Here is a 22450-nt window from a genome sequence, read left to right as displayed (position 1 = left end):
GAATGGGGTGGGGCGGTGCTGCTGGCCACCGAGAACGCACCACCGGGCAAGCGCGCCTGGTACGGCATGTTCCCGCAGCTGGGCGCACCGCTGGGCTTCCTGCTGTCGGCCGGCATCTTCCTGGTGCTGGGCCGCTGCCTGAGCCAGGACGACTTCCTGCAATGGGGCTGGCGCATTCCGTTCGTGGCCAGCGCGTTGCTGGTCGGCCTCGGCCTGTGGGTGCGCCTGAACATCCACGAGACGCCGGATTTCAAGAAGGCGCTGGAGCGCAAGGCCCCGGTGCGGCTGCCGATGCTGACGGTGCTGCGTGACCACCCGGTGCCGATGTTGTTGGGCACGCTGGGTGCGTTCGCCACCTTCGTGCTGTTCTACCTGATGACGGTGTTCAGTCTCGGACATGGCACCGCAGTGCTGGGCTACAGCCGCGAGCAGTTCCTGCTGATGCAGATGGCCGGCATGCTGTTCTTCGCGCTGGGCATTCCGCTGTCGGCACGCTATGGCGACCGCTGGGGCACGCGCCGCACGATGATCGTCGCCAGTCTGCTGATCATCGGTTTCGGCGTACTGTTCGCGCCGCTGTTCCAGCCGCACAGCCCGTGGCTGGTCACCGGTTTCCTGTGCCTGGGCCTGTTCCTGATGGGCCTGACCTACGGCCCCTGCGGCACCTTCCTGGCCGAGATCTACCCGGTGGAAGTGCGCTACACCGGTGCCTCGTTGTCGTTCAACCTGGCCGGCATCCTTGGTGCGGCGCCGGCGCCGTACCTGGCCACCTGGCTGGCCGAACGCTTCGGCCTGGTCGCGGTGGGCTACTACCTGTGCCTGACCGCGGTGGCGACCCTGTGCGCGCTGGTGGCACTGCACCGGCGCGCCCTGCGGCTCAACCAAAGAAGCGCTTGAGCGTGCGCCCCAGCCAACCGCCGCCCTGGTGTTCGCGGGCGAACTGGTTCAGGTGCGCCTTGACCTGTTCGGCATAGGCCTGGTCATCGCCGCGGATGTGATTGAACAGCCAGCGCGAGAGCATGGTGCGCAGCTCGTCACTGATGTCTTCGCCGGCCTGGAAGCGCATGCGGTATTCCGATACCCGCTTGATGAAGACCTCATGCACGCGCTTGTGCGCGGCACAGAACGGATAGCCCGCTTCCTCCATCAGTTCTTCTTCGAATGCGAAGTGCGACATGGTGTAGTCCACCACCTCGTCGATCACTTCACCCACCGCCGCACGCTGCATGCTGGTCTGTGCCACGTGCAGGTGGTTGAGCATCTCGATGATGCGGCGATGTTGCTGATCGATCACATCGATGCCGATGTTCAGATCGTCCTGCCAGACCAGTAGTGCCATCCCCGGCTCCCCTTCATGCGTATGTCGGGGCCGACTGTAGGGGCGCCGCCGCTGGGCGGCGTTGATCTGGATCAAAGCAGGCCGGTCAGGGCAGGGCGGGCTCGCGCGGGCGCAGCTGGCTGGCCACCGTGGTGCAGGTGACCCGGTTGCGGCCACCGGCCTTGGCCAGGTACAGCTGGCGGTCGGCCTCGGAGATCAGCCGGTGCAGTGCATCACGCTGCGGGCGCAGGCAGCACAGGCCGATGCTGACCGTCATGCGCAGGGTGGCGGTGCCGATGTCCACTTCCAGTGCGGCAATGCGCTGACGCAGTTCCTCGAAGTACTGCAGTGCCTCGTCCTGTTCCATGTCCGGCACCAGCAGGCAGAATTCCTCGCCACCGAAGCGTGCGATCAGGTCCTGGCTGCGTGCATGCGCGGCCACCGCACCGGCCACCGCGCGCAGCGCATCATCGCCGGCCTCGTGGCCGTGGGTGTCGTTGATGTGCTTGAAATGATCGATGTCGATCATCGCCACCGCCACGCACTGGCCATGCAGCTGCAGCTGCGGCAACTGGCGCTGGCTTTGCTCCAGGAAGCAGCGGCGGTTGGGCAGGCCGGTAAGGAAGTCGCGGGTGGCCAGATCCTGCAGGGTGCCGATCAGTTCCAGCTGGTCCACGTTCTGCGAGACGCGGCAGAAGAACTCTTCGCGCGAGAATGGCTTGCGCAGGAAGTCATTGGCACCGTTCTTCAGGAAGCGCGGGATCAGCGAGGCGTCGGTGTTGCCGGAGATGCCGATCACCGCCACCTTGTCGCGCGAGCGCAGGGTGCGCAGGCGGCGGGTGAATTCCACGCCCTGCATGCCGGGCATTTCCTGGTCGACCACCGCCAGGCGGATTGCCGGATGCGCCTCGATCGCGGCCAGGCCCTCGTTGCCGTCGGCGGCTTCATGCACCTCATGGCCGTACATGCGCAGCAGGGCGGCGGCATAGCCACGCGCGGAGGGCGAATCGTCCACCACCAGCGCGGCGATGCGGCGGTTGCGTTCCAGCCGCTGCACCAGCCACACCAGGTAGTCGATGCTGCCGGGGGTGTTCTTCAGCACGTAGTCGATGATCTGCTGCTGCAGCACGCGCTTGCGCAGGTCCTCGTCATACACGCCGCTGACCACCACGGTGGGCAGGTCGCGCTTGAGGAAGAACTCGACCACCGTGTCGCGGTCGCCATCGGCCAATACCAGCCCGGTCAGCACCAGGAACCAGCCGCCCCCTTCGCTGAGCAGGCGGTCTGCCTCGGCCAGGGTGGAGGCGATCACCACCGGCAGTTCCAGGCGTTGCTCGATGGCTTCGCGCAGCATGCCGGTAAAGGCACGGGAGTTTTCGACCAGCAGGATCCGCTGTGGCAACGGATCGGCCAGGTCGCCATCGACGGCGGCCTGCGGCAGGACGGGCATGATGCGGTGGCTCACGAAGGAGGGCTCGGCACGGATAGCGGCGGTTTCGGGCGTAACTTTAGCCGGGCAGGGGGCGCGGTTGGGCCGGCTGTGGGATCGTGGATTGAGGCGTCGTGGTCGGTTCGTGCAACACGAGACGCAGTCGGTTGCCACGACAATGCACCGCGCCGCCGTAGGCCAGCATCCTGCCGGCCAGACGTTCGAAGGCCTGGTGGGTTGTCTGCGGCGACAACGCACATCCGCGGTCAAGCAGGGCGATGACCGCTACGATGCCACGGCGGTTGCCAACACTGCCGCATCGCGCTCGCACGTAGACCTGCCCCGCTTCCAGTTCCAGCAGCAGCGAAACTGCTTCGATCAATGTGCGGTAGATCGCCAGTTGCAGATCCACATTCAGCGCGGAGGGATTGCCTGTCAGCCGGGGCTGCGTGACGCGGTGGGTGTTGCTCCATATTTCGTAAGCGCCGCCGCCCTGAAGGGCGACATAGAGCCCCACCTGCTCCAGTCCCGTAGGGTAGACCAGACTGGCCTGTTCACGAAACAGGCGCGAGTGCACGGAAGTAGCGTGTTGCAGGCTGTTGGCTACCGCGTGGTGGCCCTGGGACCTCAGCCAGCTGATCATCTCGCCGAGCGAATTATCCATGCCTTCGCCCAGGTGCTTGAGGTGGGCAGCGCGCTCGCGAAGTTCACGTTCGCTGGTCTGGTGTGAACTGCGTGCCAGGCGCAACGTGGTTTTCTCTGCCAGGCCGCGGGACCGTGCACGCTGATGGTGATAGCTGATGCTGGATCCCAGCGCGAGCAGTGCGATGCTCATGACTGCCATGTTCTGCTGGGTTGCGAACGTGCCGAGGTCGAAAGAAGACGGCAGGCCAGTGCTGGGCGTAGCGCCGTGAAGCGGGAGATTCAATAGCGGAATCGCGATGGCAGCGCCACGCCACCCATGCATGAAGGTCAGGGCGATGGCGGGCAGCGCGGCCAGCAGGACAAGGTGTGTGCGGGTGGTATGGGCACTGCCGGCTGTCAACTGCATGCCCAACCCCAGTATCAGCATCGCCAGGATCGCCGCAGCTGTAGGCGCTACAAAGCGGGTGCTCCAACTGGGATCCGCGTGCCGCTGCGCCCAAAGGAAGGCCAGTGGGAGCAGGGTGATGATGGCCGCGAAGTGACCAAAGATCGTTCGGTCGACCGCGTCCAGCAGGTTGCTCGGCGGAGGGTTCGACCAGAGGATATATGAAATGCTCAGGTTTAGACCCGGGACGAACAGTGCCGTGCAGATCGATAACGACAGCAGCCAGAGACCGGTGACGGCCTCGGACGGCATTCTCCTGAGGTGAAGGTGGACCACCAGCATCGCCATCGGCATCAACAGTGTTGACGCCAGGATGACCCACGCCAAGCCGTAGGCATCAATCATGGGGATGCGCAGCGTCGCGAAGTAGATGTATTCGCCCAGCAACAGGTAAGGCCACAAGCGGGGCGGGACGATCAGCAGTGCCGCTGCCCGGATGCCTGCGGGCAGGAAGAACTGATCGAGCGAGAACTGACGCGATATGAGGCAGCTGGCCGCATAGGCGGCGGCCAGCACAAGACCGACCGGACGGATCCGGAAGCTCAGTTCAATTGCCTTCTTGAATCTGTCCAAAAACAAGACTCCTTTGCTCCCGCCCAGCCACCGCTGGCCGGCTACTGGACACTATCCAATAGATCGTCGCAGGCGCAATCAGCACCGTCCTTCTTCTGCAGATGACATGGTGCGGGCAGGGGGAAGGGGGCAGGGGTGCACGAATGAAACTAAATCGTCCGGATTATCCGTCAATCACTTTGTTGTGGCGGGAAGACGCTACTATCGTCTCGAGGTTGTTTGCTCTCATTCCGACCAGGAGGTCATTGTGCGATCCATACTTGTTGGTGTTGTGACCGGGGCAACATTGTTCGCCGCAGCTCCGGTATTCGCGGGTGATAAAGGGGGGGGGGACTACCACGGCAGTCCCTTGGCAAGTGCCGCAGTTTCGAAGGCAGGCCTTGGTGAGACCAGCCCTGCCGCCGCAGACATCAGCGCCGATCCCGCTTGGCAGGTGTATGCCTTCCAACGCGATGGCATGGTCTACCTACAGGTCAACGATCTGACCGGGCAGGTAAAGCTGATCATCGGCAATGCCGCTGGTGCGTACTTTGCATTGCCTGCCGGCAAGTCCGCAGCACTTGTTTCGCTTCCCGGTCAGCGACTCACTGTCCCATCCACTGCAAAGCGTTCCGAGGTGTATCGTGCGCAGGACGTGGTACTGGTGCGGTATGCCACCGCGGATGGCGACATCTGGTCTGTCGAAACACCGTAGCGCCCGGACCGGAGGGCTTGAGGCGTGCGAGCGATCAAAACCGCTTGCACGTTTCCGCGACCACGCTCAGGGGGGGGGCAAATGCCTGCTATCGGAACAGAAGTCAGTAGACCTTGTCGTTCAAGCCTGAGCGCGTGAGGGACCCGCTTCGAGTCCCGAAAGGCTGTTCCGGGCATCTGATGAAAAAGCATCCAGAGGAGCGGCTGTACCCGTTTCCTTCATTGCCAGCACGATGCGATTTCGGTTGCATTTCAGTGTGCCGCCGTAGGCAAGCGTCTTGCCGGCCAGTCGTTCCATCGCGGCGGCGACGGTTGTGTCCGAAAGGCGTTGATGTTGATCCAGCAGTGACACCGCTATCAGGATTCCACGATGTGAACCCGTCCGTCCGCAACGCGCCCGCACGTGGATCTGTCCCGTTTCACCCTGGATCAGCAGTGACACCGCATCTATCACAGTGCGGTAGGCAGCAAGCTGCATTCCGACACTGAGTTGACAGGGGTCGCCAAGCAACGACGGATTGGCGACGCGAGCCGTTTTTTCCCATGCTTCGCGAACGCCACCTGCTCGGAGGGCAACATAAAGGCCGAGCTGCTCCAGGGCGGTCGGATAAATCATGCTTGTCTGCTCGCGGAACTGGCGCGAATGAATCGACGCCACATGTACAAGGCTCTCCGCAATCGCATGATGGCCTTGTGCAGTAAGCCAGTTGATCACCTCGTCAAGCGCATGATCTATGCCATCCCCAAGCTTCCGCAGATGAAACGCGCGTTCGCGAAGATCCAGCTCACTGGCGACATGGGAGCTCCGAGCAAGTCTGATGGCATTTTTCTCGCCGACCTCCCGCAGTCGATAACGGTGATAGTAGTGAGTGATCCGGGAGCCCAGTATGAGCAGTGCTGCGCCCGTGACGGCCATGATCTGCTGGGTCGCGAACGATGCAGGATCGAATGACTCAGGGTGAGACGAGGGTGTTGTCAGACCGATAATCATGTTCAGGGTCGGCACGCCGATGGCGGCGCCCCGCCACCCATACACGCATGTGAGAAGAACGGCGGGAAGCGCCATGAGGAGTTGCAGGGACACTTTTGTCGTCACTGCATCAGCAGGTACGTCCGCAGCCCAAAGGCCGAACACGACCATCAGCGCAAGCGCTCCTGCCATCTGTGCGATATCCCGTTTCCGGACCTGCACTTCAGCCTTGCCTCGCGACCACAGCAGCACAAGCGGCGCAAACGTGAGTATGCCGATGAAGTCACCTACTACCAGGCGGACGATTCCGGTCAACAGCGGAAAAGCGGGGGGTGTTGGCCAGAGGGAGTTCGCCAGAAGCAGGTTGATCAGTGTGACGGAAACTGCAGCGAAGGCAGCAATCGAGATGAGCCAAGCGTTCTTTACTGCCGAGATTACATTGCGATGGAGATAGACGATCGTCATTACAACCGGCATCTGGAACACCGAGCCGAGAATGACCCATGTCAGCCCGTACCGATCGATCATCGGCACTCGCATCTGTGCGAAATAGGCGTACTCGCCCAGCAGGAGATAGGGCCAAAGCCGAGGAGGGCAGAGCAGTACCGCAGCCACGCGTACACCAGCGGGCAGATAGAACTGATCAAGGGACAACTGGCGGGTGGCCCAACAGGCAATGGCATACAGCACAGCCAAGGCAAGTCCTGCCGGATGGATGCGCAACTTCAGCTGCAGGCCTTCATTCCACCAATTCAATCGCACTACCCCTTCACAGTACGTTCCCTGTCAGCATCCATTCGCCGCGGGACCCGGTTCTTACCGACGGTATCGACACGCGTTCGATTATGCAATCACTGCAGCGCAGTGCCGGGCAAGTGAGAAAATCATCACATGAATTGCCGTGGCGACGGGTTTCACAGTTTCCGAGGCAGCTGATTCAGGGGGATCCCTGATCAACTCACCACAGCGCATCCCGCAATTTGTACCAGGACATCGCCGCCACCAGCAGCGGTGTGCGCAGCAGCCGGCCGCCGGGGAAGGGGGCATGCCGCAGGCGCTGGAACACGTCAAGGCGCTCACTCTGGCCGGCAATCGCGGCGGCGATCACCTCACCGGCCAGCCCGGCGGAGGCCACGCCATGGCCGGAGAAGCCCTGTGCGAAGTACAGGTTGCCATCCAGCCGGCCCCAGTGCGGGGCGCGGTTGCGGGTGATGTCCACGTAACCGCCCCAGACCTGGTCCAGGGCCACGTCGGCCAGCTGCGGGAACACCTGGTGCATGCGCCGCTGCATCACGCCGCGCAGGCCGGGTGGGGGCAGGGCCGAGTAGCTGGCGCGGCCGCCAAACAGCAGGCGGTGGTCGTGGCTGAGACGGAAGTAATCCAGTGCCCAAGCGGTGTCGGCCACGGCCATATTGTTGCCAATCAGCGCCCGGGCGCGTTCAGCACCCAGCGGTTCGCTGGCACCGATATAGGTGCCGACCGGCATGATCCGCCGCTCCAGCTCAGGTAGCAGGCCCTGCAGCCAAGCGTTGCCGGCCACCACCAGATGCGCAGCGCGCACGCTGCCCTGAGCGGTATGCAGGGCAGGCTGCGGTCCACGCTGCACGCGGGTCACTTTGGAGTTCTCGTGGATCACCACGCCAGCGGCGCGCGCTGCATCGGCCAGTCCGCGGGCATAGGCCAGGGGCTGCAGGTGCGCGCTGAGCGGATCGAACATCGCTGCGCGGTAGCGCGGGCTGTCCAGTTGTGCGCGCAGGGCATCACGGTCCCACCATTGCATCGGGTAGCCGTAGTGGCGCTGCAGGTGCTCGCAGTTGGCCATTAGTTCACGCTCATGGCGTTCGCGGATGGCGACGCTGGCATGGCCTTCCACCCAATGGCAGTCGATGCCGTGGCGATCGATGCGCGTGCGCATTGCCCCGACCGCGTCACGTGACCAGTCGAACAGGTGGCGCGCGTCGTCGCGGCCGAGCTGGCGCTCCAGTTCGTCCACCTCGCAGCCATAGCCGACCAGTGCCTGGCCGCCGTTGCGGCCGGACGCGCCCCAGCCGATCCGCTGCGCTTCCAGCACCACTACGCGCTGTCCACGCGCGGCCAGCTCCAGCGCGGCGGTCAGGCCGGTGTAGCCGGCGCCAAGCACCGCGACATCGGCCTGCACGTCGCCCTGCAGTGGGGACAGTGCGGGTGGTTCGGGCAGGCTGGCGGCATACCAGCTGGGCGGGAAGGCGGCGCTCACCGCCGGCCTCGCAGGCGCAGTACGGAAGGACGGAGCGGGGGAGGACGATCAGCGTTCACACGACTAGTTTCGCCGATGCGTGACGGTCATGGTGTGACGGCGACGACTTGCCGCATTCGCGGGCCGACGGGTAACGTGTCGGCACGCCAAGGAGTTTTCCCATGCGCCGCCTGCCCTGGGTGGGCCTGCCCACCGACAGCACCGTGCTCGGCCATCATCGTTTCGCGCTGGCCGGCGAGAAGTATGTGCGCGCGCTGGCCGATGCAGCCGAGGTCACACCGGTGGTACTGCCGAGCCTGCAGCCTCCGTTGCCGGCTGGCGACTGGCTGCACGGGCTCGATGGCTTGCTGTTGACTGGTGCGGTCAGCAACATCGAACCGCAGCACTACGAGGGCGGCCGCAGCTGGCCCGGCAATCCGCATGACCCGGCCCGCGATGCCAATGCGTTTGCGTTGCTGCACGAAGCGCTTTCGCTGCACATGCCGGTGCTGGCGATCTGCCGCGGCTTCCAGGAACTGAACGTCGCGCTCGGTGGCAGCCTGCATCCGCAGGTGCATGCGGTGCCGGGCCTGGCCGACCACCGCGAAGACCCGCAGGCGCCGGTGGATGTGCAGTACGGGCCGGCCCATGCGGTCACCCTGGTCGCCGATGGCTGGCTGGCGCAGTGGCATGGAGGCGATCGCGTGCAGGTCAATTCGGTACATGGGCAGGGCATTGCGCGCCTCGCCGAAGGCCTGCAGGTCGAGGCCTGGGCCGACGATGGTCTGATCGAGGCCGCACGCAGTCCGCACCATCGTTTCGTGCTCGGCGTACAGTGGCACCCGGAGTGGCGTGTCATGCAGGCGCCGTTCTATCACGCTATTTTCCGTGCGTTCGGCCAAGCTTGCCGGCAGCACCAACAGAACCGACTGGATTCCCGATGAGTTCCCGAACGCGCCCGCGCAAGACGGCCACGCCCCCCGCACCGCAGGAAAGCAGTCTGCTGCGCTGGCTGAAGGAGCGGCGCATCACCGAGGTCGAATGCCTGGTGCCGGATATCACTGGCAACGCCCGCGGCAAGATCATTCCCGCCGACAAGTTCTCGCATGATTACGGCACGCGCTTGCCGGAAGGCATTTTCGCGACCACCGTCACCGGCGAGTTCCCGGACGATTACTACGACCTGACCTCGCCGTCGGATTCGGACATGATCCTGCGTCCGGACCCCGATACCGTGCGCATGGTGCCGTGGGCCACCGATCCGACCGCGCAGGTCATCCACGATTGCTACACCAAGACCGGCGAGCCGCACGAGCTGGCGCCGCGCAACGTGCTGCGACGGGTGCTGGACGCTTACACGGAGCTGGGCCTGCGCCCGGTGGTGGCGCCGGAGCTGGAGTTCTTCCTGGTGCAGAAGAACACCGATCCCGATTTCCCGCTGCTGCCGCCGGCCGGTCGCTCGGGGCGGCCGGAAACGGCCCGCCAGTCCTACTCGATCGATGCGGTCAACGAATTCGACCCCATCCTTGACCTGATGTACGACTACTGTGATGCGATGAAGCTGGACGTGGATACGCTCATCCACGAGTCCGGTGCGGCGCAGCTGGAAGTCAATTTCACCCATGCCAACGCGATGGACCTGGCCGACCAGGTGTTCCTGTTCAAGCGCACCATGCGCGAATCGGCGATGCGACACGGGGTGTATGCCACCTTCCTGGCCAAGCCGATGGAGAACGAGCCGGGCAGTGCCATGCACATCCACCAGAGCCTGCTGCGGATCAGCGATGGCCAGAACGTGTTCACCGGCGAACATGGCGGGGAAGATTTCAGCCCGTTGTTCGCCCACTACCTGGCCGGCCTGCAGAAGTATGTGCCGATGGCCATGGCGTTCTTCGCGCCGAACGTGAATTCCTACCGCCGGCTGGTGTTTGGCGAGGTCTCGCCGAGCAACGTGCACTGGGGCTTCGACAACCGCACCTGCGGCCTGCGCGTGCCCTTGGATACGCCGGAGAACATGCGTGTGGAGAGCCGCTTCGCCGGTTCCGACGCCAACCCTTACCTGGCGATGGCTGCGACCCTGGCCTGTGGCCTGCTCGGTATCCGCGAGCGGCTGGCACCGGATGCACCGGTGACCGGCAGCGCCAAGGAGCTGGGCTACAACCTGCCGCGCTCGCTGGGTGAAGCGCTGGACGGGCTGGAGCAGTGCAGCGAGCTGCAGGCCCTGCTGGGCGAGCGCTTCTGCCGTGCCTACATTTCGGTCAAGCGCAAGGAATACGAGACCTTTTTCCGTGTCATCAGTTCGTGGGAGCGCGAGTTCCTGCTGCTGAACGTCTGAGCATCTGGAATAGAAAAATCCGCCGCCGGGGGGTAGGCTGGCACCCGTCGCCGGCCCCGCCGGCCCCCCTTCCCGCATTCTGGAGCACCCGATGAAGCTGCGTATCCTCACGCTCGGCCTGGCCTCCGCCATGCTTGCCGCCTGCAGCGGTGGCAACGGCGGCGCGCAGGACAGCCAGGTCCTGAACGTCTACAACTACAGCGACTACATCGCCGAGGACACCATCCCGACCTTCGAGAAGGAGAGCGGGATCAAGGTGACCTACGATGTGTTCGACAGCGATGAGATGGTCGAGACCAAGCTGCTGGCCGGCAACAGCGGCTACGACGTGGTGGTGCCGACGCTGAACTTCTTCGGTCGCCAGATCCAGGCCGGCGTGTTCCTGCCGCTGGACAAAAGCAAGATCCCCAACCTGGCCAACCTCGACCCGGCGGTGATGAAGCGCATCGCCACCCAGGATCCGGGCAACCAGTACGGCGTGCCGTACATGATCGGCACTACCGGCATCGGCTACAACGTGGATATGCTGAAGGAACGCTTCGGCGGCAGCGCCGACATCGCCAACAGCTGGGACCTGGTGTTCAAGCCGGAGAACATCAGCAAGATGAAGGACTGCGGCGTGACCATCCTGGACACGCCGGCGGACATGATCCCGATCGCGCTGCACTACCTGGGCTTGGACCCGCACAGCGGTGATCCGGCCGAGCTGCAGAAGGCGGCCGATCTGCTGAAGTCGATCCGCCCGTACGTGCAGAACTTCCACTCCTCGCAGTACGTGGGTTCGCTGGCCAATGGCGGCACCTGCCTGGTGGTCGGCTGGTCGGGTGACATCATCCAGGCCCGCGACCGCGCCGAGGAGGCCAGCAACGGCGTGCACGTGGCCTATTCGATCCCGAAGGAAGGCGCCCCGCAGTGGTTCGACATGCTGGCGATCCCGAAGGATGCCAAGCATCCGGAAGCCGCGTACGCGTTCATCAACTACCTGCTGCAGCCGAAGGTTGCCGCGGCCAACACCAACTTCATCCACTACGCCAACCCGGTGCCGGCTGCGACCCCGCTGGTGGATGAGGCGATCCGCACCGACCCGACCATCTACCCGCCGGCCGACGTGGCCGCGAAGATGTTCACGTACTCGATCAACACGCCGGAGACCGACAAGCTCTACACCCGACTGTGGACCGAGGTGAAGACCGGCCGCTAAGCCGGTCTGGCGCCGACGGGCCATGCCCGTCGGATTGCTTCATCCTTGGCCCGGCGCGGTACCGCCGCCCTGGCCAAGGTGTCGCAGGATCGCCGGCAACAGGTCGCGCGCATCGCGGCCGCCGTTGCACAGGAACGACGAACTCATCCGCTGCAGGTTGTGCATGCCGATGAAGAACAGCCCCGGCTGCGGGGAAACGCCGAACTCGCCGAGCGGATAGCCGTGTGCATCCAGCGCGCCCCGCACGTCGAGCCACGGCCATTCGGCAACGAAGCCGGTGGCCAGCACCACCGAGCGGATGCCTTCCGCCTGCAGATCCAGTTCAAGCGGAGCGGCGTCCGGCTCCCAGTGCAGATAGACCTCTTCGGGAATGTAGCGGGCATCGTCGGTACGCGGTTCGGGCCGCGTGGCGTAGTACGCGCTGGCCAGCGAATCGAGATAGGCATACTCGGCGCGCGTGGCCTTGATCGCGGTATGCAGCTGCGGGCGCACATCGGCGAAGCGGGCGACGTTTCCTTCGAAGCCCTGCAACCGGCCCAGCAGTCTGATGCCCGCGCGGTGCATCGCCAGCAGGCTGATCGAGCTCCCCAGGCCGGCACTTCCCTTCCCGGAAATCAGCGGAAACTCCGCGGTGCGGGCCTTGCGCAGCGCATCCGGTTCGCCAGCCAGTACGGCGGCCGCTTCACTCACGTGCTGGTGGATGCGCCCGGCCATGTCCCACCAGGTCATCGAGTCCTTGCCGCGCAGCCGGCGGGTATGCGAATGCCGCTGGGCCAGTGACCAGTACACGCTGCGACCGCTGTCGCGCAGGTCCTGGGTGATCTGCGCACCGGACTGGCCGCCACCGATGACCAGCACGCCGCCGTCGGGCAGCTGGCGGGGGCTGCGGTAGTCGCCGGAGTGCAGCACCGTCAGACCCGGCGCGGGCGCGAAAGGGACCCTGGGCATCCGCGCGCGGCGGTATTCACCGGTGGCGACCACCACTGCGCGGGCGTGGATCGGCCCCTGGCTGCTGTCGATGGCGTAGGCACCGGACTCAGGTGCGACCCGACGTACCCCACATCCCTCGTTGATCGGCAACGAGCGCTCGCGGGCATAGTCGCGCAGCCGCCGGATCACCTCCGAGGCCCCCATGAAGCCTTCCGGGTCATCGCCCGCGTAAGCGTGGCCGTGCAGGGCCATCGTCGCGTTGGCGGTGTTGGTCTGGAACGAGTCCCAGCGCCGTTGCCAGCTGGCGCCCACGGTTTCGGCCTCCAGCACGCGATGCTCGATTCCGGCCTCCTGCAGGAGCGCGCTGAGGGACAGCCCGGCCTGGCCGGCGCCGATGATGACCAGCGGCAGCCTGGCAGGCAGGGAGTCCGGTAGGCGGGGCAGGAAGGGGGAGGGGTTGTCCGGGGAAATCACCAGGGTGGGTCCATGCAAGGCCTTGATCAGGGCCATTGCGCGGGGAATGCCCCGTGCCTTCAACAGATCCGGTTCTGAAAAACGTTGCAGAACGGGCCGTCGCCCGTGCTGTCTGGTCGGGACGGCGGCATGGGCGTCCGGGCGAGCCGCGGCCTTTGAGCGGACAGGCCACCATTACGGGGGAAAACCGACACCCCTCGGAGCCCCGGAGCCGGCCAGCGGCCGCTTCCGCCTGCCGCCGTCATATCCCCTGCGCCCACCGGCCGTTAGAATGGCGGCCGCTGTCCACCGCCCGCTCCCGGAGCCCCCATGCCCGTTGAAGCCCAGCCGGTAGCCGCCGTCGTCGACACGACCGGTGCGCCCGGCTATCTCTCCATTCGTGACCTGCGCAAGGAATTCGACGGTTTCGTCGCCGTCGACGACGTCAATCTGGACGTGCGCAAGGGCGAGATCTTTGCCCTGCTCGGTGGCTCCGGCAGTGGCAAATCGACCCTGCTGCGCTGCCTCGGCGGCTTTGAGACGCCTACCAAGGGCAGCATCACCCTCGATGGCCAGCGCCTGGACGCGCTGCCGCCGTACCAGCGGCCGGTCAACATGATGTTCCAGTCCTACGCCCTGTTCCCGCACATGACGGTCGAGCAGAACATCGCCTTCGGCCTGAAGCAGGACGGGATGGCAAAGGACGCGATCAGCAAGCGCGTGGGCGAGATGCTGGACCTGGTGCAGATGGGTCACCTGGGCAAGCGCAAGCCGCACCAGCTGTCCGGCGGCCAGCAGCAGCGCGTGGCGCTGGCGCGGTCGCTGGCCAAGGGGCCGAAGCTGCTGCTGCTGGACGAGCCGATGGGCGCGCTGGACAAGAAGCTGCGCTCGCAGATGCAGCTGGAACTGGTCAGCATCATCGAATCGTCGGGCGTGACCTGTGTGATGGTCACCCACGACCAGGAAGAAGCGATGACCATGGCCACCCGCATCGCAGTGATGGATGCCGGCTGGATCCAGCAGGTCGGCAAGCCGGACGAGGTTTACGAGCAGCCGGCCAACCGCTTCGTCGCGGGCTTCATCGGTTCAGTCAATTCCTTCGACGGCGTGATCGACGAGGACCTGCCCGAGTACGTGACCGTGCGCACCCCGCTGTTCCCCGCGCCGATCTACATCGCCCATGGCATCACCTGCTATGAAGGGCAACCGGTTGCGTTCGCGCTGCGCCCCGAGAAGGTGATGATCGGCAAGGACGAGCCGGAAGGGCACACCAACAAGGCGCAGGGCGTGATCGAAGACATCGCCTACTTCGGCAGCCACTCGGTCTACCACGTGCGGCTGCCCAGCGGCGCCAAGGTGCTGGCCAACTTCGCCAACTCGCAGCGCTGGGCCAGCGATGGCCTGACCTGGGGCGACGAAGTGTGGGTGCATTGGCGCGACAACGATGGCGTGGTGCTGACCTCATGAGCGTCGCCGGCCTGAAGCGCTGGCTGCCGGGGCTGCGTGCCACGGTGATCGGTATTCCGTACCTGTGGCTGCTGCTGTTCTTCGCGGTGCCGTTCCTGATCGTGCTGATGATCAGCTTCTCGCACAGCCGGGTCGGCTCGCCGCCGTACACCTGGCTGCTGCAGTACGTGGACGGCGCGTTCTCGCTCAAGCTCAACCTCGAGAACTACCTGGCCCTGTTCCGCGACTCGATCTATGCGCAGGCCTTCCTGAGCTCGATCAAGATCGCGGCCATCTCCACTTTCCTGACCCTGCTGATCGGCTACCCGATGGCCTATGCCATCGCCCGCCTGTCGCCGGCCGCGCGCAACGTGGCAATGATGCTGGTGGTGCTGCCGTCGTGGACCTCGTTCCTGATCCGCGTGTATGCGTGGAAGGCGATCCTGGACCGCAACGGCCTGCTCGACCAGTTCCTGCAGTTCACCGGCCTGCAATCGTTGATGACCAGCATGGGCCTGCCCAAGCTGCAGCTGATCGACACCCCGACCGCCGCTTACATCGGCATCGTCTACTGCTACCTGCCGTTCATGGTGCTGCCGCTGTACGCCAACCTGGTCAAGCACGATCACCGCCTGCTGGAAGCGGCCTACGACCTCGGTGCCAAGCCGTGGCAGGCGTTCCTGCGCATCACCCTGCCGCTGTCCAAGGCCGGCATCATCGCCGGTTGCATGCTGGTGATGATCCCGGCGATTGGCGAATTCGTGATTCCGGAAATGCTGGGTGGCTCGGAAACGCTGATGGTTGGCCGCCAGCTGTGGAATGAATTTTTCAACAACCGCAATTGGCCGGGCGCCTCGGCGATGGCGGTGGCGATGATTCTGTTGCTGCTGGTGCCTATCCTGCTGTTCAACCGGTCCCAGCAGCGCCTGCTGGAAGGGAAGCAGGCATGAGCCCGCGTTCCGCCAAGGGCCTGGGGCTGGGCGTGCTGCTGCTCGGCTTTGCCTTCCTGTACCTGCCGATCCTGTTGTTGATGTTCTATTCGTTCAACAGCTCGCGGCTGGCGATGGTCTGGGCAGGGTTCTCTACCCGCGCCTACAGCGACCTGTTCGCCGACCGCGCGCTGATGGATGCGATGTGGACCAGCCTGGTGGTTGCGTTCTGGACCGCCTGTACCGCCACCGTGCTGGGCACGCTGGCGGCGATGGTGATGACGCGCTTCAAGCGCTTCCGTGGCAAGCCGCTGTTCGGCGCGCTGGTGACCGCGCCGCTGGTGATGCCGGATGTGATCCTCGGCTTCTCGCTGATGGCGCTGCTGGCCTCGATGGGTGCGATTCCCGGCTTCCCGGCACGTGGCTTGACCACCATCTGGATCGCCCACGTCACCTTCACCCTGTGCTTCGTCACCGTGGTGGTGTCCTCGCGCCTGCAGGAAATGGACCTGTCGCTGGAAGAAGCCGCAATGGACCTGGGCGCGAGCCGGCTGACCGTGTTCGGGCGCATCACCCTGCCGATCATCGCACCGGCGCTGGTGGCCGGTTGGCTGCTGGCGTTCACCCTGTCGCTGGATGACGTGGTGGTGGCCAGCTTCGTCGCCACGCCGGGCTCGACTACGCTGCCGATGAAGGTGTTCGCCTCGGTGCGCATGGGCATCAGCCCGAAGATCAATGCGCTGGCCACGCTGCTGGTGTCTGCAGTGTCCATTGCTGCGGTGATCGGCTGGTACATCAATGCGCGTGCGGAGAAGCGACGCCAGCGCGACCTGCAGCTGGCACGCCAGGACAACGGCTGAGCACACGGTTTGTCGACAGCGTCGGCAACATCCGGCTCACGGCCGGCGGCGCACAATGGGGGTCTACCAGATGGAGATCCCCCATGACCGTCGAGATTGTCGACCCGGCCACCGGCCAGGTGACCTACCGCCATGAACTGATGGGTGCTGCCGACATCGAGCAGCGCCTGCAGGCCGCCGCCGATGCATTCCCCGGCTGGGCCGAGCGCTCGCTGCAGGAACGGGGGGCGATCCTCAAGCAGATCGCTGGCCAACTGCGTGCGCGCCGCGATGATCTGCAACAGGCGATGACCCACGAGATGGGCAAGCTCAAGGCAGAGGCGTTGGCCGAGGTCGACAAGTGCGCGGCGGCCTGCGAGTTCTACGCCGACCACGCCGCCGATTACCTCAAGCCGCAGCTGATCGACACCGAAGCCCAGCGCAGCTATGTGCGCTACGAGCCGATCGGCTGCGTGTTCGCGGTGATGCCGTGGAATTTCCCGATCTGGCAGGTGTTCCGTTTCCTCGCTCCGGCGTTCATGGCCGGCAACGTGGCCCTGCTCAAGCACGCCAGCAATGTGCCCCAGTGTGCCGACCTGATCCTGGCGGTATGCCGTGACGGTGGCCTGCCGGATGGCGTGTTCGATGTACTGCACATCGACAACGACCAGGCGGCCGACGTGCTGCGCGATGCACGGGTAAAGGCGGTGACCCTGACTGGCAGCGAACGGGCAGGGCGCTCGATTGCGTCCAACGCGGGCAGCCAGCTGAAGAAGTCGGTGATGGAGCTCGGGGGCAGCGATGCCTTCGTGGTGCTAGACGATGCCGACCTCGACAAGACCGTGGCGACGGCGGTGAAGTCGCGTTTCGACAACAGCGGTCAGACCTGCATCGCGGCCAAGCGCTTCATCGTGGTCGACGCGGTGGCCGATGAGTTCACCCGTCGTTTCGTTGAAGCTGCGGGCGAGCGCCAATACGGTGATCCCGGCGAGCGCGGCACCACGCTGGCACCCATGGCCCGCGCTGATCTACGCGACGAACTGCACAAGCAGGTGCAGGCCAGTGTGGCCAAGGGCGCGCGGGTGCTGGTGGGTGGTGAGCCGATTGCGGGCACGCATGCCGGCTATCCGGCCACCGTGCTCGATCAGGTCGGCCCGGGCATGCCTGCCTACGACGAGGAACTGTTCGGTCCGGTCGCTGCGGTGATCCGGGTCAAGGACGAGGCCGAGGCGCTGCGCGTGGCCAACGACACCCGTTTTGGCCTGGGCGGCAGCGTGTGGACGCGCGATCCAGTGCGCGGCGAACGTTTCGCGCAACGCATGGAATGCGGCGCGGCGTTCGTCAACGCCATCGTCAAGAGCGATGCGCGCTTGCCGTTCGGTGGCAGCAAGCAGTCCGGTTTCGGCCGTGAACTGGCCGACCACGGCATCCATGAGTTCATGAACATCAAGACCGTCTACGTGGCTTGATGCCGAACGGTAGTGCCGGCCGCTGGCCGGCATTGCCTGGTTGCCGGCCCGCGGCCGGCACTACCCAAAGCGGGCTACAACCACTTCGCGCGCTTGAACAACCGGTACAACCCCACGCACACGCCACCCACGCCCACGATCATCAGCGGGTAGGACCACGGTTCGCTCAGCTCCGGCATGTGGCTGAAGTTCATGCCGTACCAGCTGGTGATCAGCGTCGGCGCCGCCAGCAGCGCCGCCCATGCACCCAGCCGCTTCACCGTCTCGCCCTGCGCCAGCGTCACCAGCGACAGGTTTACGCTCAGTGCGGTGCCCAGCATCTCGCGCAGGGTGTCGATCACATCGCTGATGCGTACTGCGTGGTCGTGCACGTCGCGGATGTACAGCTTCACTTCGTCGGGGATCAGTTCGCCCTGGTAGCGGCGCAGCTGAGCCAGTACGTCCTGCAGTGGCGCCACCGCCATCCGCATCTTGTTCAGTTCGCGCTTGAGCTCGTACAGCCGCACCACCGTGCTGCGCTTGTAGTTGTCCGCAAAGATGTCCTTTTCCAGCAGGTCCAGGGTGTCGCGGAAGCGGTGCACGATGGGCAGGTAGTTGTCGACCACGAAGTCGGCCACTGCGTACAGGCAGTACGACGGGCCCATCTTCAGCAGCTGCGGCTCGCGTTCCACGCGTGCGCGCACAGGTGCATAGGACAGCGAAGCACCATGGCGCACCGTGACCAGGAAGCGCGGGCCGAGGAAGGCGTGGGTTTCGCCGTACTGGATACGCTCGTCGACCATCTGCGCGGTGGTCACCACCACGAACATTGAGTTGCCGTAGGTTTCGACCTTGGGCCGCTGGTGCGCGTTGCGCGCATCCTCGATGGCCAGGTCGTGCAGGCAGAATTCCTCCTGCAGTTTCAGCAGCACATCGTCGTTGGGGTCGTACAGGCCGACCCAGACGAAGCCGTTGCCACTGGCGATGACGTCGCTGATGGCATCCAGGCTGATGTCGTGGCGTTTGCCCTCGTCATCGTAGTGGACGCAGTTGATGACGCAGGCGGGGTTGGCCGAAGCAGGTGCGGAAGCGGAGGCGGGCAATGACATGCCCGCCATCGTGCGTCAGTGCCGTGTTTCCGACAAGTGAGGACGCCGGCCCAGTACCCAGGCCAGGGCCACATGGACCGGCAGCAGCAGCACGATCCACTGCACGTTGTACTGCGCCTGCAGGCTCAGCCAGTGCAGCACCAGCGCGGCTACGGCCTGTACCGCCAGCAGCCACAGCACGATCCTGAACATGCGGCCCGGCACACGTCGGCGCAGCAGGGCGATCGCACCCGGCAGCAGCAGCACCGCCAGCGGCGAGAGCAACAGCAGGTTGCGGTTGGCCCATGCGGCGTAGTGGATGCTGAAGCCCCACAGGAACACCAGCACGCCACCGAACAGGGCGCACAGCAGCCAGAACGGCAGGGCCAGCCCCGCCAGCAGGCGCGGGCGGTTGCGCAGCGCCAGCACGCCAGCGGCGATTACCAGGCCGCACAGCAGCCACGGCCACCAACGGCGTGCGAACTCCTTCGGCTCCGGGTCGATGCGGTGCGGCAGCAGTTCCTGTTCGGACTGCACCAGCGGACGGCCATCGCTGTTGCGTGCCTGGCGCAGTGCATCTGCCAGGCGCATCGGTACGAAGGCTTCCTGCCAGCGCGACAGCGGCTGGTCGGCGAACGGCCCAAGGCCTACATCGAAGCCCAGCCACATCCACGGTGCCGGCGATGCCAGGCGAACCGATTCACTGCGGTAGGTATTGCCACGCGAGCGGCCCGACAGCTGCGAGTGCAGGCCACCGCCGAGTGCCTTGTCCACCGTGTCGCGCACCATCGTCGCGCAGTTGGCGGTGTAGTAGTCGTAGTGGTAGCGCGCGTTTTCCGGCTTGGCCCGCTCGGCCAGATCGGCGGCCAGCGCACGTGCCTGGTCCGGGCGCAGGTCCAGCCACTGCACGCTGGCGCCACGGCCGGTCTCGTCGTAGTACGACAGGTCCTGCTGCAACGGCAGCGCCACCAGGTAATACATCATGTCGCCGCGTGCGAAGCGGCTGATGAAATCGTCCTCGGACGGGTCGAAGTAGCCGAAGTTGTAGGAGGTCGCCTCGCCGCTGACCGGATCAAGCACCACGATGGCGTCATGGCCGAAGCGTTCGAAGAACACCGTGCCCGGCTGCATGGTCACCACGCCGATGCGCGGGGCAGGGGCTTCGGCGTGGGTCGCGGGTACGGCAGGCGCGGCTGCCGCAGGCTGCGCGAAGGCGGCCAGCGGCAGGCCCATGGCCAGCACGCACAGTGCCAGCCACAGCGTCAGGATCAGGCCGCGGCGCTTCAAGCGTCGTCCTGCGCGTCCGGCGGCAGCACGGTCACGTGGAAGGCCTGCACCCGGCGCGCATCGGCGCGGGCCACACGGAACATGAAACGGTCCAGCGCCAGCTCGTCACCGACTTCCGGCAGATGGCCCACGGCCTCGGTGACCAGGCCGCCGATGGTGTCGTAGTCTTCGTCGGAGAACGTCGCGCCGAATCGCTCGTTGAAGTCGCCGATCGGGGTCAGCGCGTCGACCACGTACTGGCCGTCGGACTGGATGGCGATCTGCGCCGAGGGATCTTCAGCTTCGTCATGCTCGTCGTCGATGTCGCCGACGATCTGTTCCAGCACGTCTTCGATGGTGACCAGGCCGGCGACACCGCCGTACTCGTCGACCACGATGGCCATGTGGTTGCGCGACAGGCGGAACTCCTTGAGAAGCACGTTGAGCTTCTTGGCCTCCGGAATCAGCACCGCCGGGCGCAGCAGCTCACGCACGTTGGCCGGGCCGTTGTCGGCAACCACGCCGCGCAGCAGGTCCTTGGCCAGCAGGATGCCAAGGATGTCGTCCTTGTTCTCGCCGTGCACCGGGAAGCGCGAATGGCCGGATTCGACCACCTGCTTCATCAGTTCCAGGAAGGGCGCTTCGACCGGCAGCGAGACCATCTGCGAGCGCGAAATCATCACGTCGCCCACGGTCAGCTCGGCCACCGAAATGGCGCCTTCCATCATCTTCAGGGTATCGGCGGCAATCAGACCCTCTTCCTGCGCGGTGTGCAGGACAGCGACCAGCTCGTCGCGGGTGTGGGGTTCGCCGGAGAAGGCGGAGGTCAGGCGTTCAAGCCAGCCGCGCTTCTTTTCACTGTGCTCCGCGGGGGAGCTACTACTGTCGTCTTCTGACATCTCTGGAAAAAAGGCACCCGGCAGGCCGGGCGTTGGCCCAAGTCTAGCAGGATGTGGCGGCCTGTCAGTTACCGACGCTGCCCGGTCCAGTGATCGGCGGTGGGGCCAGTTCGGGCCGGGGGGCTTCCTCCTCGGGCAGGTCCAGGCTGTAGGTGCAGCCGGCCAGGGTCTTGCCGGGGTGGGAGGCCACGGTGGAGACGCTGAGGATGATCGACTCGATCTGGGCCTCGCCGGTCTTCGGGTCGGTCATATCGCGGCTGACCAGCTCGCGCCCGGCCATGAACTTGCCGTCCTGGTCGTAGCCGGTCTCCAGTTCCAGCTGCTTGGCCAGCGGCCGCGGGTCGGCCTGGTCGAGGACGGCCATGATGCTGGCGCCGGCCACGGCCACCCGCTCGGTGACTGTGCCAAATACGCTGATCGGCTGGGCCAGGCGGTACTCGCTCATGAACTGGTTGCCCTGCGGCAGCGGCTGCAGGCCCTGGGCCACGGCTTTCAGCGGGTCGGCCAGCAGCGGTGCCAGTGCGGCGTACTCGGCCATACCCTGGCGGCATTCGATCAGCGCCGGCAGGTCCAGGCTGGAGGCGACGGCAGACGGGGCCGCAAGGGCACACAGCAGGGGCAGGCAGCAGCGCAATGACACGAGCGGTTTCCGTGGTCGGGGGCCGCCATCATAGCTCCGGCGAACGCCCGGAAGGCCGGGTGAGAAGGCGCAGGAAGCCGACCATCGCCCGCCGTACGACCATCAGCGACAGGGTCAGCACGACCGCAAGCATGGCGACCTGCATCAACTGCCCCGCGATGCGCGCCACGGTCGGCCACAGGCCCGGGCTGGTCAGCCAGGGCATCAGTTCCGCTGCCGCGATCCTGGCCACTTTCATGTAGATCACGGCCAGCACGAACAGCACCAGCAGCGCGGTGCGGCTGGCATGGAAGAACGGCAGCGCGTTTACGGAGCGGCCCAGACGGCGGTGCAGGATCATTCGCCACAGGACCGGAAGGGTCAGTGCACCCACCAGCACCAGCACCATCGACGTTTCCCACATTCCGGGAAGATGGACCGGCTCGCGTTCGCCGGTGAGATGCGGGCCGATCAAGCCGATCGCCAGCCCGATCAGCAGACAGACGGGCGACAGCAGGGCCAGGCCGCGCAGCAGCCAGTGGCTGCCGGCGGGATCACGGGCGCCGATGCGTTGAACGGCATAGGCACCGAGCACCACCAGGACGGCAAACAGGCTGGCGCCAATCAGAAACGGAATGAAGCTGCCGTGCGAGGTCATCCTTGTTCCTCCGGTTTCTGGCCCCCGGCATGGGGCATTGGGGGCGTTTCC

Annotated in this window: 20 protein-coding genes; 9 read left to right on the top strand and 11 right to left on the bottom strand. The window is 65.3% G+C overall.

Translation table 11 applies throughout. The annotated features are described in order from the left end of the window. Positions 1-897 (top strand): MFS transporter (locus DI041_RS13020; RefSeq protein WP_136640138.1); only part of this gene is annotated, 897 nt, incomplete at its 5' end. Here DI041_RS13020 and DI041_RS13015 read toward each other — a convergent pair. The 3 genes from DI041_RS13015 to DI041_RS13005 all read right to left on the bottom strand — a co-directional run bounded on the left by DI041_RS13015 (position 878) and on the right by DI041_RS13005 (position 4410). Further along, positions 878-1339, bottom strand: coding sequence for a bacteriohemerythrin (locus DI041_RS13015; RefSeq protein ID WP_065722369.1), 462 nt, complete (start codon positions 1337-1339; stop codon positions 878-880). The genes DI041_RS13020 and DI041_RS13015 overlap by 20 nt on opposite strands. 85 nt (positions 1340-1424) lie before the next feature. Continuing rightward, entirely contained in the window at positions 1425-2768 is a 1344-nt protein-coding gene (locus tag DI041_RS13010) for a diguanylate cyclase (RefSeq protein WP_136638789.1), read from the bottom strand. A 58-nt stretch (positions 2769-2826) separates the two neighbouring features. Further along, positions 2827-4410, bottom strand: coding sequence for an MASE1 domain-containing protein (locus tag DI041_RS13005; RefSeq protein ID WP_136638788.1), 1584 nt, complete (start codon positions 4408-4410; stop codon positions 2827-2829). Between the two features lie 247 nt (positions 4411-4657). On the opposite strand from DI041_RS13005, the gene DI041_RS13000 reads away from it, so the two are divergent. Next, the gene (locus DI041_RS13000) at positions 4658-5104 is read left to right on the top strand and encodes a hypothetical protein (RefSeq protein WP_136638787.1); all 447 of its coding nucleotides are present in this window, start codon (positions 4658-4660) and stop codon (positions 5102-5104) included. Positions 5105-5224: 120 nt separating this feature from the next. On the opposite strand, the gene DI041_RS12995 is transcribed toward DI041_RS13000, so the two are convergent. Together DI041_RS12995 and DI041_RS12990 are read right to left on the bottom strand one after the other, a co-directional pair. Then, positions 5225-6835 carry an MASE1 domain-containing protein gene (locus DI041_RS12995; RefSeq protein ID WP_136638786.1) on the bottom strand — a complete coding sequence of 537 codons (1611 nt, stop codon included), beginning with the start codon at positions 6833-6835 and terminating at the stop codon, positions 5225-5227. 196 nt (positions 6836-7031) lie between these two features. Further along, positions 7032-8309, bottom strand: a complete 1278-nt coding sequence (locus DI041_RS12990) for an NAD(P)/FAD-dependent oxidoreductase (RefSeq protein ID WP_136638785.1) — start codon at positions 8307-8309, stop codon at positions 7032-7034. 161 nt (positions 8310-8470) lie between these two features. On the opposite strand from DI041_RS12990, the gene DI041_RS12985 reads away from it, so the two are divergent. The 3 genes from DI041_RS12985 to DI041_RS12975 all read left to right on the top strand — a co-directional run bounded on the left by DI041_RS12985 (position 8471) and on the right by DI041_RS12975 (position 11824). Then, positions 8471-9232 (top strand): gamma-glutamyl-gamma-aminobutyrate hydrolase family protein, encoded by a 762-nt coding sequence (locus DI041_RS12985; RefSeq protein ID WP_136638784.1) that lies wholly within the window; start codon positions 8471-8473, stop codon positions 9230-9232. Then, a complete protein-coding gene (locus DI041_RS12980; RefSeq protein ID WP_046984963.1) occupies positions 9229-10623 on the top strand; it encodes a glutamine synthetase family protein in 1395 nt (464 codons plus the stop codon). The genes DI041_RS12985 and DI041_RS12980 overlap by 4 nt, the downstream gene beginning before the upstream one ends. Before the next feature lie 91 nt (positions 10624-10714). After that, positions 10715-11824: a polyamine ABC transporter substrate-binding protein gene (locus DI041_RS12975; protein WP_136638783.1), complete on the top strand. Its 1110-nt coding sequence runs from the start codon at positions 10715-10717 to the stop codon at positions 11822-11824. Between the two features lie 39 nt (positions 11825-11863). On the opposite strand, the gene DI041_RS12970 is transcribed toward DI041_RS12975, so the two are convergent. Then, positions 11864-13264, bottom strand: coding sequence for a flavin-containing monooxygenase (locus DI041_RS12970; RefSeq protein ID WP_136638782.1), 1401 nt, complete (start codon positions 13262-13264; stop codon positions 11864-11866). A gap of 273 nt (positions 13265-13537) precedes the next feature. On the opposite strand from DI041_RS12970, the gene DI041_RS12965 reads away from it, so the two are divergent. From DI041_RS12965 to DI041_RS12950, 4 genes are all read left to right on the top strand, one after another. After that, positions 13538-14674 carry an ABC transporter ATP-binding protein gene (locus tag DI041_RS12965; RefSeq protein ID WP_046983338.1) on the top strand — a complete coding sequence of 379 codons (1137 nt, stop codon included), beginning with the start codon at positions 13538-13540 and terminating at the stop codon, positions 14672-14674. Then, complete coding sequence (locus DI041_RS12960) at positions 14671-15603, top strand: ABC transporter permease subunit (protein WP_012510577.1); 933 nt, start codon at positions 14671-14673, stop codon at positions 15601-15603. Before DI041_RS12965 ends, DI041_RS12960 begins: the two co-directional genes overlap by 4 nt. After that, positions 15600-16442 (top strand): ABC transporter permease subunit, encoded by an 843-nt coding sequence (locus DI041_RS12955; RefSeq protein ID WP_008267688.1) that lies wholly within the window; start codon positions 15600-15602, stop codon positions 16440-16442. Before DI041_RS12960 ends, DI041_RS12955 begins: the two co-directional genes overlap by 4 nt. Positions 16443-16525: 83 nt before the next feature. After that, positions 16526-17890 (top strand): NAD-dependent succinate-semialdehyde dehydrogenase, encoded by a 1365-nt coding sequence (locus DI041_RS12950; RefSeq protein ID WP_046983336.1) that lies wholly within the window; start codon positions 16526-16528, stop codon positions 17888-17890. Between the two features lie 74 nt (positions 17891-17964). Here DI041_RS12950 and DI041_RS12945 read toward each other — a convergent pair whose 3' ends face one another. From DI041_RS12945 to DI041_RS12925, 5 genes are all read right to left on the bottom strand, one after another. Next, the gene (locus DI041_RS12945) at positions 17965-18987 is read right to left on the bottom strand and encodes a magnesium and cobalt transport protein CorA (protein ID WP_046983335.1); all 1023 of its coding nucleotides are present in this window, start codon (positions 18985-18987) and stop codon (positions 17965-17967) included. A 6-nt stretch (positions 18988-18993) separates the two neighbouring features. Then, positions 18994-20244: a lipoprotein N-acyltransferase Lnb domain-containing protein gene (locus DI041_RS12940; RefSeq protein WP_136638781.1), complete on the bottom strand. Its 1251-nt coding sequence runs from the start codon at positions 20242-20244 to the stop codon at positions 18994-18996. Further along, positions 20241-21122: a CorC family transporter gene (locus DI041_RS12935; protein ID WP_004151956.1), complete on the bottom strand. Its 882-nt coding sequence runs from the start codon at positions 21120-21122 to the stop codon at positions 20241-20243. The genes DI041_RS12940 and DI041_RS12935 overlap by 4 nt, the downstream gene beginning before the upstream one ends. A gap of 64 nt (positions 21123-21186) precedes the next feature. Continuing rightward, the gene (locus DI041_RS12930; RefSeq protein WP_136638780.1) at positions 21187-21762 is read right to left on the bottom strand and encodes a hypothetical protein; all 576 of its coding nucleotides are present in this window, start codon (positions 21760-21762) and stop codon (positions 21187-21189) included. Between the two features lie 28 nt (positions 21763-21790). Then, entirely contained in the window at positions 21791-22399 is a 609-nt protein-coding gene (locus DI041_RS12925; RefSeq protein ID WP_136638779.1) for a hypothetical protein, read from the bottom strand. Positions 22400-22450: the final 51 nt, after the last annotated feature.

Source organism: Stenotrophomonas maltophilia (assembly GCF_004920835.1).
Lineage (GTDB): Bacteria > Pseudomonadota > Gammaproteobacteria > Xanthomonadales > Xanthomonadaceae > Stenotrophomonas > Stenotrophomonas maltophilia_AQ.
This window is presented reverse-complemented; position numbering and strand designations above follow the sequence as displayed.

What these genes read in the sequence shown, in the direction of transcription:
- DI041_RS13015 (WP_065722369.1), bottom strand. Translation starts at nt 1,339, where the DNA reads ATGGCACTACTGGTCTGGCAGGACGATCTGAACATCGGCATCGATGTG.
- DI041_RS13010 (WP_136638789.1), bottom strand. Translation starts at nt 2,768, where the DNA reads ATGCCCGTCCTGCCGCAGGCCGCCGTCGATGGCGACCTGGCCGATCCG.
- DI041_RS12985 (WP_136638784.1), top strand. Translation starts at nt 8,471, where the DNA reads ATGCGCCGCCTGCCCTGGGTGGGCCTGCCCACCGACAGCACCGTGCTC.
- DI041_RS12980 (WP_046984963.1), top strand. Translation starts at nt 9,229, where the DNA reads ATGAGTTCCCGAACGCGCCCGCGCAAGACGGCCACGCCCCCCGCACCG.
- DI041_RS12975 (WP_136638783.1), top strand. Translation starts at nt 10,715, where the DNA reads ATGAAGCTGCGTATCCTCACGCTCGGCCTGGCCTCCGCCATGCTTGCC.
- DI041_RS12970 (WP_136638782.1), bottom strand. Translation starts at nt 13,264, where the DNA reads ATGGCCCTGATCAAGGCCTTGCATGGACCCACCCTGGTGATTTCCCCG.
- DI041_RS12965 (WP_046983338.1), top strand. Translation starts at nt 13,538, where the DNA reads ATGCCCGTTGAAGCCCAGCCGGTAGCCGCCGTCGTCGACACGACCGGT.
- DI041_RS12960 (WP_012510577.1), top strand. Translation starts at nt 14,671, where the DNA reads ATGAGCGTCGCCGGCCTGAAGCGCTGGCTGCCGGGGCTGCGTGCCACG.
- DI041_RS12955 (WP_008267688.1), top strand. Translation starts at nt 15,600, where the DNA reads ATGAGCCCGCGTTCCGCCAAGGGCCTGGGGCTGGGCGTGCTGCTGCTC.
- DI041_RS12950 (WP_046983336.1), top strand. Translation starts at nt 16,526, where the DNA reads ATGACCGTCGAGATTGTCGACCCGGCCACCGGCCAGGTGACCTACCGC.
- DI041_RS12945 (WP_046983335.1), bottom strand. Translation starts at nt 18,987, where the DNA reads ATGGCGGGCATGTCATTGCCCGCCTCCGCTTCCGCACCTGCTTCGGCC.
- DI041_RS12935 (WP_004151956.1), bottom strand. Translation starts at nt 21,122, where the DNA reads ATGTCAGAAGACGACAGTAGTAGCTCCCCCGCGGAGCACAGTGAAAAG.
- DI041_RS12925 (WP_136638779.1), bottom strand. Translation starts at nt 22,399, where the DNA reads ATGACCTCGCACGGCAGCTTCATTCCGTTTCTGATTGGCGCCAGCCTG.